The sequence below is a fragment of the Commensalibacter melissae genome (assembly GCF_009734185.1).
In the GTDB taxonomy this organism is placed as follows: Bacteria; Pseudomonadota; Alphaproteobacteria; order Acetobacterales; family Acetobacteraceae; genus Commensalibacter; species Commensalibacter melissae.
Map to the genome: position 1 here is coordinate 1,109,012 of NZ_CP046393.1, position 15,813 is coordinate 1,124,824.

Sequence of the window (15,813 nt, forward strand, 5' to 3'; positions counted from 1 at the left end):
TTTATAGACTTCAATTATTGTTTTTATTATTGATGTTCACAGAATCTCTTGCCTGATTTGACTGAATATTTTTCATATCTTGCAGCACATATACATTTGTCCACTTACTCTTTGGTAAAGAGAGCAATACCTGTATTCGATTGGCAAAAAACGCCAGATTATTGAGTTTTCTAGCTTTATATGCTGTTTCAATCATGGTGAATTGTTTTTTTCTATCAATAATCGATGATGAATCTGCTATTTTACGGATAGTTTCCAAATACCCGTCAATTGAATTATTTAAGATTTGTTTATGATTGATAATGTTTGATTTTATATCGTTTTTTTGTTTTTGGCTCAACATATTCAAAAGCGATAATTCCTTTTCCAAAATCAATATTGTATGTTGATTTTCCCAAATATTTAATGCCAAAGCGGATGCCGCTTCAATTTGGGCACGCATGGTTGCCGCCAAGAAATCATTACGAGCTCTGGCATCCTGATCCAGTTGTGTTGATATCTGTTCAAGCCCGGCCTTTAAGGATGCCTCTGTTGTCTGTTTCTTCAGCTTATCAATCAGCTGATGCGTATTGGCTGTCACTTTTTGGGATTTTTGCAATAATTGATCAAACTCTGATGAAGCCTGATTGGTTTCTTGCAGGCTACCCAATGTAGGTGCGGAAATAACAACTCTAAAACCCATGGTTGCGAGATGTGTCGGTTGATTGGTATTTTGATCATATAGAGGGATTTCCTCACGTAATGCCGTATTGAGATCCGATGGATTAAATGTATAATTTCCACCTTTTACAATTATTCCACCTGTTAGTCCATGCTGACGTCCCACACGATTCAAGTGATAATAATCCTGCATCATTTGCCCCACTTCTCCCAACATATCATATAACCCCAAAGGATTTGGTTTCATGCTACCTACCGTTTGAACCTGACCATTTGCCAGTTCCGAACCAGTCATAACATATTCTTCAATTCCTTCTGGCATTGGCCATGTTGGTGCAAGAAAATCCGTTTCGCTAACCTTGTTGCCTCCCTGAGCAGCATAATACCATTCCGCTTCTGTAGGTAAACGGATATAACCATATTTATTACCACGTTTTGGCAATGAATTTTTAGCATGTTGCAATAGCCAAACAGACCATTTTTCCGCAAAATTTTCAGCCTCAAACCATGAAATATTATTGACTGCTTTCTGTCCTGACTGATCGGGTTGTTTGCATGAATCCTGATCTAGAATGGCATCATATTGATTTCTTGTAACGTCATATTTCCCAATATAATAGAAATTACTTCCATTCACCCCGCTCGAAAAAGGTGCTGCAAGCTGCGCTTGCCTTATATAATCGCTATAACCTTGCTGAGTTTCAGATTGCCCTATCTGAATTGGTAAATCATCCAAAACTCCACCTTCTGTCGGCACTTCAACCTTACGAAAAACCATTTTACCTCCACAAGGCAATGGCAAGGCAAAATCATCCTTCATTGGATGGATATCTATAAATTTACTTGGCCATGATGCGTTTATTGCTTTTGAAATAGTAGGAAAAAATCCAATACCAAGTCCAATAATCAAAACAATTTGTTTCATAAAGCAATTACCCCTTCCCATGGCTGTATTTTGGCTGCTCTCTTTCCCGATAAAAAACTGATTATGAAACTTGCCCCAAAGGTTAAACAGATAGTTGCCAAAATCAATTCCTTATTCAACAAAAATAAAACATGATTTTGTGGTAGAATATTTTTAAATAAATGATTGATCAGTTCTCCTGCTCCTATCGCGGCAACAAACGAAATCGCCAGACCGCAAAATGCAAGAATAAAAGATTGAAAAAGTGGAAAAAAAATTAAATCCAATGAACAAAACCCAGAATAGCGCAATAAAGCCAGAGATCTGTGTTTACGTTCGGTATTTGCCCAAAGGCCAGATCCCAATGAAATACATAAACCGCCCCCTCCCAATGACGCAATTAAGATGAAAAGATATTGCAAGCGTTTTGTTAACGATAATAATCCAGAAACATCTCCTGCTCTTGATATGATATCTATATTGTTATTACGTAGATTCCTGTCTAATTTTGGCACATCAGTCAAATTTTTGGCATATAACCGGAAACCAGAATACACGATATTTGGCGGTATTTTGAAATTATTAACTTGAACGGGCCAGTTTTCAATACCATCCTGATAGGTTTCCACGGCAACAGCCAATGACAAGGATACAAAGGCGCAATCCTTATCTGTAACGGAGGGTGGCAATACAGATACGACTTTCAAAGGAAAATTTACTTGCTGTTTAGTATTATGATATATTCTTTCAAGAATGGCATTTACTTGATCTCCATCATGAATATGCAAATAGCTGGCCGCTGAGGCTGATAAAAAAATTTCATCATTTTCTTGTATAAAAGCAGAAATATTACCTAACAAGGGGTCACCTTTGGCTGAAGGTACTAACATGATATGCCTGCCATCACCATTATTCTTGTCAGCCATATTTTCCATAAACAAACTTGCTGCCAATGTACGGGTTCGAGGCATGATAAATGCAATATCGTTATTTGAATTAATGTTCTTTATATCACCAAGGGAAAAACTACGATTGGATATTGTGACTATTTCCCTGACATGAGGATCTTCAAGCAATGATTGCCTAATACTGGTTAATACACCACTTCTTAATCCGGCAATGACAATTAAAGGGGCCAAAACTGCGACAATGCCCAGAATATGGCATAATGATAAAATTGGTTCATTTTTCAAGTCTTTCCAGGCAAGTTTAGCGGATAAAAATAAATGCAGATTTTTATGCATGGATCCGTAACCGAGTTATTTTCGTTTCATTGTCAATATAACACGCCATCTCCTTTAGACCATATTGTAACGCCCGTTTAACATCATGTGAGGTCATGATTAAAACGGATCCAGCCTCCGTTACTGTCTCAACCAATAAATGTAAAATTTCGTCGGCTAGAGTGGGATGAACAGAAGCCGTGGGTTCATCCGCTAAAACAATCATGGGTCTATTGATTAATGCTCTTGCAACAGCCACTCTTTGACGCTGGCCAACAGATACCTGACATGGTTTTTTAGATAAAATTGGTCCAATTTCAAGAAAGGTAATCAACTGATCAAACCAGACTTTATTCTTTTTTCCAATAATCGATAAGGGTAGAGTTATATTTTCCTTTACAGTGATAAAAGGAATTAAGCCCGCTGTTTGCGGAACAAAACCAGAATATGCTGACCTTAAATGAGCCAATTGATCCCGTCTGTAATTATTCCATAATTTTAAAATATCATTTTGTTCAAAATAGAAATTACGTCCTTTTGTCGGTTTCAAGGATAAGGATAACATTCCCAATATCGTACTTTTACCACATCCTGAAGGACCGGAAATCAATATACGATCACCATGTTTAATTTCTGCATGATCAATATTGATTTTGATTCCGTCAGAAAATTCATATGCAACATTATCAAGAAAAATAAAGGGATTTCCCGAAAATTCTCTCATCAAGGTAAGGCTTCCAAGGGAACAGGATAAACCGCTTCACCAGGATCTTTGCTTCCAGTTAACTGTACCCAAAGATCAGGATGAGACTCATATTCCTGATAAAGTCGTAAACGGCTTTCAACATTATTCAGAACTGTTCTTTGCGCAATTGCTCCCATTGCCAGCCAATCCTGTTCCGAAATGTTCATGATATCCGACTTATAAGGTAAACCTTGCAAATATTCTCCCAGTAATCCGCCAATATTTTTAGATTGGGAAATTTTTTGCGGATCACGGGCTGCTGTTGCAAAAGCTGAACGAAGTTGGGTAAAAAATGTCTGTGGTTCGGTTCTTCCCGCTAATCCTGTTTTCAAGATGATCTGTAAGGATTGGGCTAAATCTGACAACTGGTTTTTGGTTAAGAGAACACGTACTTCAATGGCCTTTTTAACTGGATTAGTCAAATCCCGATCTGTTGTATAACTCGAAATCACATCAGGAACGGAAGTATTTTCCTCCTTACCCATATAGGCAAGACGCATAGCCTGGCTGACAACTTTGATTTGATCCTCTGCTTTTTTAGATTGAGCATTTTTCTTTGACGGATTCAATCCTGCTATAGGTCTACCAGTTGTATCCGCCACCTGTTGCAATAATGCCATTGTGAGGGTCTGAATCACTTCTGAAAAAGCCTCTGGTGTCCCCCCCCTAACAGGAAAATATAAGGATCCAGCCGTACCAAACTGGCTTAGCTTTCTATATTGGCTTGCAGCCTTGGTATGATTATTGATTTTCTGACCTGCAGGCGTTAATAAATGAACAACAAATACAGCAACTCCTTTTGATTCAGCAAGCTGTTTGATTTCTTCAATTCCCAGTTTAGTTATACTGTGAGGATCATTTGCCTCCCTTGCACCTGCATCCGTCACCAGAATAATATATTTACCAGCTGATTGATTCCAGTCAATTTCATCAAGTGCGGTTTTAATTCCAGCGATAGCATCCTCGTCAAAAGATTTTGACGAAACTTTTGCATCATGAACAGAAGCTATGGCATTGTTAACATTATCCACAGGTTGCTTGAAATCAGGTCTTGCAAAAACTTTTGTTTCATATTCCAGTGACGGATTATCTTTCAAACTGTCCCGAAAGGCAACCAATCCAAAACGAAAATTATCTTTAACCGCTGTATTTTTTATTGAATTAATCAATGATTTAACCGCTGCCTGAGTTTGTTCAATATAGGGTTCCATACTTACAGTCGTATCCATAACAAACACCAAACTGGCCTTGAAATTCCTCAAATTCGCTGGCGATGAATCAGGGTTGCTTTTTTGTGACGGAGCGGAAACGACATGAAGCAAACGTAATGGAGGACCACTTGGACGATCTATCTGCTGGGCATCAAGAATTGGCAGCAAATAGAAATTATGAGTGATATCTACATATGTTTCAGGTTCCATGGCTATCACCGGACCAGGATTACCGGCCAGTGCATTTTTTGCTAATTCCTTGGCTTTATCGCCACCAGATTGATCCAGCAGTATCTGTTTTTCATCCTGTTCATTTTTCATGAATAATGAACGCTCGCGTCCAGCCGGATTGGTAAAGGCACCAACCATTGTATGCGCCCAGTTAATTACTTTATCAGCTGGCACCCAGCCTACAATATGACCCTGGGTATCGCTTCCAACCTGCAACCAATCTTCATTTCCCTGTGTATCTTTCTGACGTTTATAAACATAAAAAACCTTGAAGCCCTCAATCGGTTTCGCATTCTGATTTGAGGGTGAATCTGATAAGACAACACCAGGTCTAGTTATGATTTTTTGATAAAGATTATGTTTTCCTTCCATAAGCAATGGTGTGGAGGATGGGGAAACAGCAGGATCAGCAAAAATAACTGAGGAACTTTCTATTGCTGAAAAATACAATAGCGAAAAAATTAATGATTTATTCAGAATTTTTCTCACTGCCAAAAATCCTTTAACGTAAGACGAGCCATTTCATCCCCAGTTTCAGCTTTTTTACTTAACCAGTCATACAATGCCTGACGTGGGGCAACAACTTCTCGAGAGCCTTTTTGGGCAGCCATCTGGAAATATCGTGCCGCTTCACGCATATCAGGACTGGGAATGGGACCATCCACCTTGAAATTTACAGGACTGTAAAGTAAACCCAACTTGACCATTGCTTCACTTTCCCCCTTGGATGCTGCATTTTCCAGTAACAAAATTCCATCATCAGCCTGCTTATTTTCTAACCGCCTTTCCCCCTCTTTAGTAATAGCCAATGTGCTGGGTGCTTTGCTAAGAACATCCTGTAATGGCATTACTTCCAAATTTTCCGCCTTGTTTTGGGAATTGGATTTGGTTGATTCAGGAAAAGATTGCTTCTGGGAATTTTCAGATTGTTTTCCATCATCATTATTCTTTTTATCATTACTCTGTTTTATTACAGGTTTGTTTTCTATAGTTTTTTCCTTAACAGAAGGATTTTTATTGGGAACATGATGTTTTTTTATATAAATTCCTGTTCCAATGCTGAATAACGACAAAAGACCCAAACCTGATCCTAAAATTATCCAGGGTAGTTTGCTTCTGGTATTGTTTGATTCTCCATGCAGATTTTCACTATTCAATAAATCCTCTTTCTGTGGAAAAACGGAGCGTTTCTTTTGTATCTCTGGATTTATAACCGGTAAATCAGGTTTGTTTTCATTCTGATTAACTCGATTATTTTCAGTATCCATTACAACAGTTTCTATATCCGGTTCAGCTCCCGATTGATCCAGGGAAACAGTGGGGTCTTCTTGTTGCCCATTTATTTTATTAACTATTTCTAAATTTTTTTTCTCTTTCCCGGGACTGCTGACATCATCTATTTTTTTATTTTCAACAACTTTTCTGGAAACACTTCGTTTGCCGATAATGGGAGGCCAGATTACGGTTTGGACAAGATCCAGTTCCGGAACTTTGATCTGGCATGGGCTTCCCGCCTCCAGTAAATCACATAAACGGTCAGCTTCAATAAATAAAACTAGATCATTTCCTTGTTGTTCCTGACGTATAACCTTTTGAACAGGAATTGAGGGAAATTGTGGAAACGTAATATTAAAATTCTGTCCCTTCAAATCTGCCTTACTTATTACGGTAATAGCGGCTTCACCTGGTCCTGATGCTGAAATTTTTAATACCGAATTCATTTTATAAACCTTTTAATACGGTTATGATACGCCCCAGGGCTTCATTTGCAGCTGGATCAATTCCATCAAGACTGGACGCGCCAGCATTTTCTTCAAATCGCTGTACCATGGCTGAAATCCAATCTCGAACAAAACGTTCGTGATATGGAACGGGATGTTCAGGTAAAATCAATATATCATTGGGTGCCTCTCTTGGTTCGAATACATGATGCTCACCCTTTAATCCTCTTGTCATGGGTCTTTCAGATAATGGTACGGAATGATAACCCAAATAATAAACAAAATTACCAATTTCCATTTCTGCCAACAAAACCTGTGTTTCCCCCTTTAATGAACCACTGGTGAAAAGCGCCGCATTGCGTCTTAATTGTTCAGCGAGCCTATCCCTGAGATTTAACCGTCTTGCAAGCAAGGATATCTCTGCCGTTAATGCGGTTAATTGTTCTGTTGGAATATAAAAATGCTGTTCAACCTGATCATTACGAGAAAAATCATCCATAATATGATTCCATTTGGACAATACTAAATCGGCATATTGTTCATGACGATCTTTTGCCTGTCCCGTATCCACTTCTTTTTCCTGTTTTTGATCCGATAAATCGGCATCTGGAAACATATCCTGAAAAAGATCGTCTACATCACTTGTTCGACCGATCAACAATCTTTGGTTGGAAAGCTGCATTTCCATACTATGCCATGCTTCCATCATATCCTCTCGCCTAACCTGGAGTGACCGTAACAAAGATCCAAACATTTGTGATTTGACGGATTGCATCAATGAAAGAGCTATTGATTGAGCCTCCGATGAAGCCTTTTTGATAGCTTCTTCCGTATTGCCACTATGATAATAAGGTGAAATAAAACGTGCCAAATTAATAGCAAGATGTTCGATCTGTCCATTAATCTGTTCAACTTTTAACCGTGCGTCACATACCTTTCCCAATGCACCGGCAAGATAGGTGATACCTCCATCATTTGGTTGCAAAACAGCATTCCATGCCTTTTCAGGATCAGCCACATAACGCTTGATTTCAGGATTACTCAAATAAGCCTGTTTCATCGTTTCAACTAAATTTTTTGCCCGTTCAGCAATTCCAGCTTCTTCCTTATGTCCGTTAACGACCGTATAATCCATAACAGCTGGGAAACTTATAGAGGGACTGCGTAACCAGTAAAGATTATTGAAAGGATGATTATCTCTCCAATTCTCAATCCAACTGCACGTTTTAAAAAAGTCAATTAGACTTGCATTAATTCTGGCTGTCCATCTTGTGCTTGATGAAGGAGATTCTCCTGCTTTTTGTTCAAACTCCCGATCAAATTTTGTCAAAACAACAAACAAATTATCTCTTTGTCTATTACGTTCTTCTTCCGTCGCACCGATACTGTTTCTTACCCATCCATCAATCATACCTGGCAGGGTTGAAACATTCTGTATGGAATCACCAATACACAATAACATTGCCGAAATTTCACGTTCGGCTTCATAACGTTGAAAAAGATAGGCCACCTTTCCCCGAAGAAATAAACGTCCCAAAGCTTCTGGTGCCTGGAGAAAAACTTGTGGATCGTAAATCATTTCTCTTGATCTTGCGCCAGGAAAATCAAGCAAATCCGTTTCCTTGAGAAATGCCCATGGAGCATCACTTCCTATTGGAACGGTTAATTCTGCCGTCAATGCCGTTACAATTGAACGGTCAATTGATTGTCTTTCCCCTTTTGAAGTCAAAACGGTAATTTTATCCTGGGAATTCATTCCAAGCGTGAATAGGGTTTCAACATTCAATATACTTTTTTCTCTTGGCTTCAGTGCTTCTGTAGAGCAATAGACATTTTCCGTTTTTCCCAAATTTCCTAAAACTGTAAATAAATTTCTTCCTAAATTGGTAAATTGCCCCAGATTGTTCCATAATGGTGAAAACAAGACAGCCGATTCATGAGCTGGAATATACGGAACGGTTTCCCTCAGTTGCTGCCAGTAAATTTCTCTTAATTTTTCAAATCTATGATGGTCGGGATATTGTTTTTTTAAATATTCATATAGAACCTCTATATCATCAATATCTATAATTGAATTAATGATCTTGTCTTGCATAAAAGGTTTCATGGACTGAAACAAATTCTGTAGTGACTGATCGTCAATTTCGGCATCTTTTGTCTTAAAATCCTCAATTGATGTATTGGTCAATATTTTTATGACATCAACCGCTGACAACAATCGTAATGGAACGGGCATATTTTCATCAATAACGTCAATTTTCCGCGTCGTAAAACGAGATACAAGCCCCGTTGATTCATTACCACCTTGTGGATTCATATCCGTTAAGAAATTAAGATTCTCTTTTTGATAATACGCTATCAATGCCTGTCCGGGTTTTGTCGCCAAACTTGAAACAAGATAGGATTTACCTGCCTGAGACGCTCCAAAAACCGCCACGGCAGGTGGCTGGTAAGCTGCATTGTCAAGTTGTCTGGCCTGCCGACGAAATCGCCTAAGGGTATATTTGACTGCATCCCCATCTCCCCTAATAGCTTTTGGATTATCTTCAAACCAGTGTAAAGCCATATCAGCAGAACATAATACATTCCCGGTTCTTTTTTGCAGATGCCTGGTCATTTCTTGAATATCGTTTGGCATATTAAATAATCTTTCTCTAGGCTAAGGTAAAGCGACCTGTATCACGCCAATAACCTTCGGAATTCATCATGGTTTGCAATCTCAGGACCAAAAGTCGGGTGGGATATTGCTCGCCATTCCGATCTGTTATTTCAACAATCCTGAATTGTTCGCGATCTGAATAATCATTTTTTAGATTTTCCTTTTCTTGATCGATATCCTGACGCTTAATTGTTACCGTCAAAGGCAGGGCAATTTTATTCAGAGCATTGAAATTATTTATTTCCAAAACATATAATGGCGACGCTGGCCATCTTTCAATTCCAAGCTGACGAAAACCAATCTTGGTGGTATTTTCAAAATCATCAATCTTGAAACCTACATCTTCTTGAGGCTTACTTTCAGGTAAATCTATATTTGAAAGCCAAACATTTTTATTCCTCAACTGACCATTTTTTTCCAAACGACCAATAAAACGTACAGTGGAATACATATGCAAATCACGTGATCGTAATACAAAATTCTGTAACTTCCCTTCCGCTTGCAAACATAAAGATGCACCAACTACAACGGTGGTTTTTGGATCACTTATACGGTTCTGAGCATCACGAAAAGGATAATATGCACCAACGCGATAATGGTACATACCTATAATACGGTGAACCGGAACTGGCATGGCGGCCATAATCATATCAACAATTCTGCGTAATCTTGAAGGTCTACCTGAAATCAACAAGACATCACAATCATAGGTCCAAATTGCTTCGCACAATTTCGCTATGACATCACCCATAACATATGTGATCGAGGCCTCAACCTGTTGCACCTTGGCTATGATTTCCAAATCGGTTATTTTAAAATTTTCTGCTCCTGCCTTTTTGGCAAGGGTCTGAATGTAATTTTGGGATCGCTCGATATTTTCCTTGTCCTCACCAAGAACATCGCCAATATGGAATGCATCAAGTATATCGATTGTTCGATCAGTTATATTTTCATAACGGGACAATATTGCCAATGCAACCGGTTCCAAAACATTATTGACAAAAAGCTGTCTTAAATGACGCTCCTGTTCTGATTGCCCTCCCCAGTCCTGTCCAATGGCGGAACTAAAAAATGCCTGGGTGTCAATTACCCCCGCTTTACGTAGGGAATTTTCCATTATGGGTAAAATGATATGCGTTATGATATGTTCAAGAATATCATCCCCTGCTATTTTAAAGCTTTCCCTAAATTCCTGATGTGGACAAATTGTCTCACCCACAGGCACAGAATAGGAACTTATCATCAAATCAGTCGTTCCACCTCCAATATCCAAGCTTGCTATCCTAATTTTCGGTATCCGGTTATCAGTTTCCCTATCTTTATCGACATGACCGTTTAATTGCATGAACTCATCCACATTTCCACCGAGACGTTCGGTAATCTCGTTATATAACCAAACGATTTGGGTTGCTGTTGCCTCATCAAGATGCGTGTGAATTTTTGGCCGTTCATTTGTAGATATACCCAGCATTTCGCAATATAAATCAATGGCTGAAATCGCACGATTACGTAAGATTTTCTGTTCCGCTACCGGCATACCAGGAGGTAAAGTCAATGTTACAGACCGAAGATGTCTCATTAAAGTTTTATTTTGTCTTTGTTCACGATTTTGAGGTGAGTTCATCTGTAATCTCGCTTGAAACAAAATTTCCACAAGCATAAAGGTAAATAATGAACTCCGTGAAAAATTTGGTTGTGTGGTGATATTCTCCCCTATTAAACGTTCCTCCTCAGTCAAAACACGACCATCCGGTGAAATCATTGCCATAAATGCCCCCGTAACTGGAGGATCGATTATTCTTCCCGAAATACCCATGGAACGGCTATTGTAACGCCAGCTTTGTAAAGATAAACGCGTGTCCCATATATATCTTTTTGGAGATGTGATACCGGTTATACCTTCATTTCCAATTCTTGTCCCTGCCAAATGTGCTGCCTCATAACCTACCCTGACCGGACTTGGCCAATAAAAGGCGGACATCCTTCCGGAACGACGAGAGAGAAGATCACTTCCAAAATTTGCACGAGCAAATTCTATACAGCTTGGAAATGGTTTGTCATATTTAAGATTGGGACTTGAAAGATCTCTAAGAATCAAAGGATAGCTATTTGAAAAATTAACATCCTGTCCCGGATGATCCTCAACTAAAATTCCACAGCTCCTTGAATTTCCCAAATCCAGAATTAGGTCTACTTCAACCGGGACTTGTGATGTTATTCCCTTACCACCATCCAGCAAATGCACTGATGGTAAGGTTTGCAAGGAGGTTAAAATCTGTAGGAATGCCTGATAGACGGCATAATGCCAACAATATCGTTCTTCGTATAAAGAGCTATTTACAACATTTTCCTGTTTGATTTTCAAAAGCCAATCACCAACCCATCCTTCATTCAAAAACCATGCCACATCAGTAAAATTAGAAACGAATTTATAACAGTCCTGTCTTTGGCTATCTTCTATGGTGGGTGCATTATAAATTTCATTATTATCCTGTGTTTGCAAACTTGTATCGAATACAAGATCAAATTGATACAAATCCTCCTTTATCTGTGTAAGATATCCACGTACCCAATTTGCCGGTCCATTTCGAAAATGCTCATTACCTGTTTCTTCACCCGATATGAGCGCAAAAAAAGGCAAGGGTATCCATTGATGCAGAAACATTTGCATCATCCCTTTCCAGGAAACCTCATAAATCTGATTTTCAGGTGGAACCTGACCGGATTGAACATCCCTCAACACACCTGTTTCGGGATCCTCCCTAAGGGAATGCAAGATATAACGTGGTGTACCATCATCATATTCACCATTACGCTCTTCCCAAAACCAGCAATGAACATTTTTTAATTGCGCAACAGGAATTTTAATAGACCAAAACTGTATTCCACTGTCAGGAATTAAAGTGATGATACGAGACATATGATTCTCAATCCCCTGAGAAATATTAGGACACAAATTGATAGATTAAACTATAACAGCTATTATAAAATAAAAAATAAATAATTGAATTGTTTTAACGACCGAGTTTTTATGAAATAATTTTGAAAATCTATTTAAATATAAATTTCAACCAATTAAAAAATAAATAATATTCTGAGTATGATTGAACATTATATTTATTAAGCCTCATATCTTGACTATATAAATCAAATACCGTACCTAAATTACTAGGTATATTAATCATCATGAACATTCCGATTGAAAACAATCAAAAACGGTTTTTACCCATTGTCGCAGCAATATCATTTTTCATGGCTGCACTTGATTCAACTGCTGTCAATACAATAATTCCCTACTTATCCAATTTTTTTAATACTCCTTTATTCAAAACAAAAAATATCATTATTTATTATATGGTGGCTGGATCCTTATTTATTCCTCTTACGGGATATCTATGCCAAAAATATGGATGTCGCATAATTTTTTGTCTTTCACTGGCAATTTTTACATCTGGTTCTCTTTTATGCGGACTTTCCCATAACTTGAATGAATTGTTAATCGCAAGGATTATTCAGGGTTCTGGAGGAGCACTTATGCTGCCGATTGGTCGATTGGCAATTATCCAGACCTTTTCCAAAGACGAACTGGTAAAAGCATTAAGTATGGTAACCCTTCCCGCTTTGACTGGTCCCTTGATCGGTCCCATTGTTGGGGGGATGATCACTTCTTATTTTCATTGGTCCCTAATATTTTTAATCAATATACCCTTCGGTATTCTTGGAATTATATTTGCCTTACGAATTTTCCCCGATATCAAGGATAAATCAATTAAAATGGATTATACAGGGTATGGAATATTTGCCATTTCAATAGCCTTTCTTACCTATGCGCTCAGTCTATTTAGTGAAACCAAACAATTTAAAATTCCAACCCTGATTCTCGTTCTGGGCATCCTTTTAATGATATTTTACTGGATAAAATCCTATAATCATAAACACCCTCTATTTCATCACAACCTTTTTAAAGTAAGAAGCTTCACAATTGGAATTTTCGGTAACATCGTTGCACGTATCGGATGCGGCGCCGTGCCATTCATGCTGCCATTGATGTTACAAATTCTATTGGGACTTTCACCCGTAAAATGTGGTTTTGCAATGTTACCATTGGCCATTGCTTCTTTTGTAGGAAAATCTTTCGTCGATCAGATTATAAGACAGACCGGTTACCGACGTTTTCTGTTTATCAACACTATATTGCTCAGTTTTTCATATATTTCGTATGTAACTGTAACAAGTTCATCCAGCTGGACATTACTGATTGTTCTAATGCTCATTACTGGATTTATAAATTCCATTCAATTTACAGCCATGAATACAGTTACCGTTATTGATCTATCTTTTAGTAAACAACCTTCAGGAAGCGGTCTATTATCCACAGTCATGCAACTTTCCATGGCTTCTGGTGTTGCCGTCTCTGCAATACTTTTAAATGTAGATCAATCTTTGCATCCCAATTCCGCTCCTGCAATGCATTTTCATTTTACATGGTTTTGGTTGGGTATAACAACACTTTTCAGCTCTTTTATCTTTTGGTTTTTGCCAAAAGGAAAATAATTATTCTTCCCTATTATTTATAAAATACAATTTTTCACGTTTATAGGATATCCATATTTTATTTAGTGCAAACCAGTCTGAACCAATCAGCATATCTGCTTCATCATGCAATGGGGATACGGTCAATGTAGGTTTGATTTCAACCTGTCCACCAATTTCGAAACGCTTAAATTGATACCAGTGATAAACAACCTCTTTTGAACCAATCGAGCTTGCCAGTCCACCCGGACGTGTGGCCAGCTCGTCTTCATGAATTCCCATTTCTTTTACTTTTTGAAGGGCAACTATTCGGGATCGTGCACCACTGTCAATTAGGGCTTCTAAGGGAAACTGATCAATTCTTACCTTTGTAAACACACGAAAACCTTTTTTGTCCAAATCAGTAATATGACCTTTTTCTTGCCAAAAAGGTGGTACCATACATAATAATGAATGGCTGTTCACCTCCCATAAATTCAGCTTTCCTGTTTTTAATGAAAATTCAACATCAAAATTTGATAATATATCTCCACCGATCAATCCTGAAATGGCAGGTTTAATTCTTGGAAATTGAGGTAAATTACCAACTGGTATAGATAAAGCGCCCAGATTGTACGTTCCTATATGCATATTTCGGATAAAAACATTTTGTACTGTTTTACTTCCCCCTTTTGAACCCAGTATTACTGTTTTTTGGCCTGGATCCACAGGTAAATGCAGCCTTGAAGCTCCATCCAAAGAAATAAGACTTCCTTCTGAACCTGTGTCAATAATCAGGGAAACCATTTGTCCATTAATTTGAAAATCCCCTATTATATAACCCCCTATATTTCTGAGAGGAATTTGCGCAATTTTTTCATAGCTGCATAAATTTCTTTCAGCTCTTGCAGAATCAAAAGACCATAAGCCTGTAAAAAAATAAAATGTCAGAATGATTTTTTTCATATTTTTCTATTTATATTCGCTTTGGGATGGGCTTTATTCCATACTTCCAGTAAATGAGATTCATCCATCAATGTATAACGCTGCGTTGTAGACAGGCTTGCATGTCCTAACAACATTTGTATTGTTCTTAAATCTCCTCCGTTTTGTAAAATATGGGTGGCAAATGAGTGACGTAGGGCATGAGGTGTTGCCAATTCTGACAATCCCGTCATGCGTCTGTATTCACGCATATTTTTTTGGGCAATAGATGGATTTAACCTTTTGCCTTTAACACCGACAAAAACTGGTGATTGAGATTTAATCATAAAAGGGTAATGTTTTTCCCATTTTATTAATGCGTCAGCCACATAGGGCAAAATCGGCACAAGTCGTTCCTTGTTTCCTTTACCGGTTATCCTTAGGGTTGCACCCTCACGGGTCAGGTCTGCATTTCTGAGATCACCCCAATTTAAGGATAAGGCTTCAGACAACCGCAAACCACAACCATACAACAATGTAAATAAAGCGATGTCACGATTTTGAGTCATTGGGGACTGATCAACAATCGCAACATTCCTAGTCAACTCTGAGGCCTCTTTTTCCGTCAATGGATGGGGTAAAGGTTGATTGACCTTTGGAATCTTTATTAATGAAGCAATATTATTCTCAATATAATAAAACCTTGCCAAAAAGCGATAAAATGACCGTAATGCGGATAAACGTCTTTTACGTGTACGGATTGCGGCATCTTGCGTATGTCGACCCTGACCAAGATAATGACTTTTAAGGGCTTTGTTGTTTTCATCCGCCATCCATGCCCTGACATCCTTATATGAAAGATCGGCAAGATCATGCCCGGTTATTTCTTTACCCTTATAATTTGCAAAAAATTGTAAAAAAAGGGTTAAATCTTGTTGATATGCAATAATACTATTAGATGAGGCTCTTTGACTGTCCTTCATCCATTTCAAGAAATGCTTTAAATAACCTTCTGCCAGCATG

The 15,813-nt window shown here is 38.2% G+C and carries 10 protein-coding genes; 1 reads left to right on the plus strand and 9 read right to left on the minus strand.

The window, feature by feature from the left end; genetic code table 11:
• Positions 1-10: 10 nt before the first annotated feature.
• Genes GN303_RS04910 through GN303_RS04940 form a run of 7 tightly spaced genes read right to left on the minus strand, consistent with a single transcriptional unit; the run spans position 11 to position 12,274 of the window.
• Positions 11-1,585 (minus strand): formylglycine-generating enzyme family protein, encoded by a 1,575-nt coding sequence (locus GN303_RS04910; RefSeq protein ID WP_158523850.1) that lies wholly within the window; start codon positions 1,583-1,585, stop codon positions 11-13.
• Positions 1,582-2,808 (minus strand): ABC transporter permease, encoded by a 1,227-nt coding sequence (locus GN303_RS04915; protein ID WP_110438069.1) that lies wholly within the window; start codon positions 2,806-2,808, stop codon positions 1,582-1,584. Before GN303_RS04915 ends, GN303_RS04910 begins: the two co-directional genes overlap by 4 nt.
• Positions 2,801-3,511 carry an ABC transporter ATP-binding protein gene (locus GN303_RS04920; protein ID WP_110438070.1) on the minus strand — a complete coding sequence of 237 codons (711 nt, stop codon included), beginning with the start codon at positions 3,509-3,511 and terminating at the stop codon, positions 2,801-2,803. The genes GN303_RS04915 and GN303_RS04920 overlap by 8 nt, the downstream gene beginning before the upstream one ends.
• The gene (locus tag GN303_RS04925) at positions 3,511-5,463 is read right to left on the minus strand and encodes a vWA domain-containing protein (RefSeq protein ID WP_231504000.1); all 1,953 of its coding nucleotides are present in this window, start codon (positions 5,461-5,463) and stop codon (positions 3,511-3,513) included. Before GN303_RS04925 ends, GN303_RS04920 begins: the two co-directional genes overlap by 1 nt.
• Positions 5,460-6,695 carry an SEL1-like repeat protein gene (locus GN303_RS04930; protein ID WP_110438071.1) on the minus strand — a complete coding sequence of 412 codons (1,236 nt, stop codon included), beginning with the start codon at positions 6,693-6,695 and terminating at the stop codon, positions 5,460-5,462. Before GN303_RS04930 ends, GN303_RS04925 begins: the two co-directional genes overlap by 4 nt.
• A gap of 1 nt (position 6,696) precedes the next feature.
• The gene (locus tag GN303_RS04935; RefSeq protein ID WP_110438072.1) at positions 6,697-9,333 is read right to left on the minus strand and encodes a virulence factor SrfC family protein; all 2,637 of its coding nucleotides are present in this window, start codon (positions 9,331-9,333) and stop codon (positions 6,697-6,699) included.
• A 16-nt stretch (positions 9,334-9,349) separates the two neighbouring features.
• Complete coding sequence (locus GN303_RS04940; protein ID WP_110438073.1) at positions 9,350-12,274, minus strand: virulence factor SrfB; 2,925 nt, start codon at positions 12,272-12,274, stop codon at positions 9,350-9,352.
• 266 nt (positions 12,275-12,540) lie between these two features.
• Between GN303_RS04940 and GN303_RS04945 the strand changes: the two genes are divergently transcribed.
• Positions 12,541-13,908 carry an MFS transporter gene (locus GN303_RS04945; protein ID WP_110438074.1) on the plus strand — a complete coding sequence of 456 codons (1,368 nt, stop codon included), beginning with the start codon at positions 12,541-12,543 and terminating at the stop codon, positions 13,906-13,908.
• On the opposite strand, the gene GN303_RS04950 is transcribed toward GN303_RS04945, so the two are convergent.
• Both GN303_RS04950 and GN303_RS04955 read right to left on the minus strand, forming a co-directional pair.
• Positions 13,909-14,832, minus strand: coding sequence for a retroviral-like aspartic protease family protein (locus GN303_RS04950; protein WP_110438075.1), 924 nt, complete (start codon positions 14,830-14,832; stop codon positions 13,909-13,911).
• Positions 14,829-15,812, minus strand: a complete 984-nt coding sequence (locus GN303_RS04955) for a tyrosine recombinase XerC (protein WP_110438076.1) — start codon at positions 15,810-15,812, stop codon at positions 14,829-14,831. Before GN303_RS04955 ends, GN303_RS04950 begins: the two co-directional genes overlap by 4 nt.
• Position 15,813: the final 1 nt, after the last annotated feature.

What these genes read in the sequence shown, in the direction of transcription:
- GN303_RS04910 (WP_158523850.1), bottom strand. Translation starts at nt 1,585, where the DNA reads ATGAAACAAATTGTTTTGATTATTGGACTTGGTATTGGATTTTTTCCT.
- GN303_RS04915 (WP_110438069.1), bottom strand. Translation starts at nt 2,808, where the DNA reads ATGCATAAAAATCTGCATTTATTTTTATCCGCTAAACTTGCCTGGAAA.
- GN303_RS04920 (WP_110438070.1), bottom strand. Translation starts at nt 3,511, where the DNA reads ATGAGAGAATTTTCGGGAAATCCCTTTATTTTTCTTGATAATGTTGCA.
- GN303_RS04930 (WP_110438071.1), bottom strand. Translation starts at nt 6,695, where the DNA reads ATGAATTCGGTATTAAAAATTTCAGCATCAGGACCAGGTGAAGCCGCT.
- GN303_RS04935 (WP_110438072.1), bottom strand. Translation starts at nt 9,333, where the DNA reads ATGCCAAACGATATTCAAGAAATGACCAGGCATCTGCAAAAAAGAACC.
- GN303_RS04940 (WP_110438073.1), bottom strand. Translation starts at nt 12,274, where the DNA reads ATGTCTCGTATCATCACTTTAATTCCTGACAGTGGAATACAGTTTTGG.
- GN303_RS04945 (WP_110438074.1), top strand. Translation starts at nt 12,541, where the DNA reads ATGAACATTCCGATTGAAAACAATCAAAAACGGTTTTTACCCATTGTC.
- GN303_RS04950 (WP_110438075.1), bottom strand. Translation starts at nt 14,832, where the DNA reads ATGAAAAAAATCATTCTGACATTTTATTTTTTTACAGGCTTATGGTCT.
- GN303_RS04955 (WP_110438076.1), bottom strand. Translation starts at nt 15,812, where the DNA reads ATGCTGGCAGAAGGTTATTTAAAGCATTTCTTGAAATGGATGAAGGAC.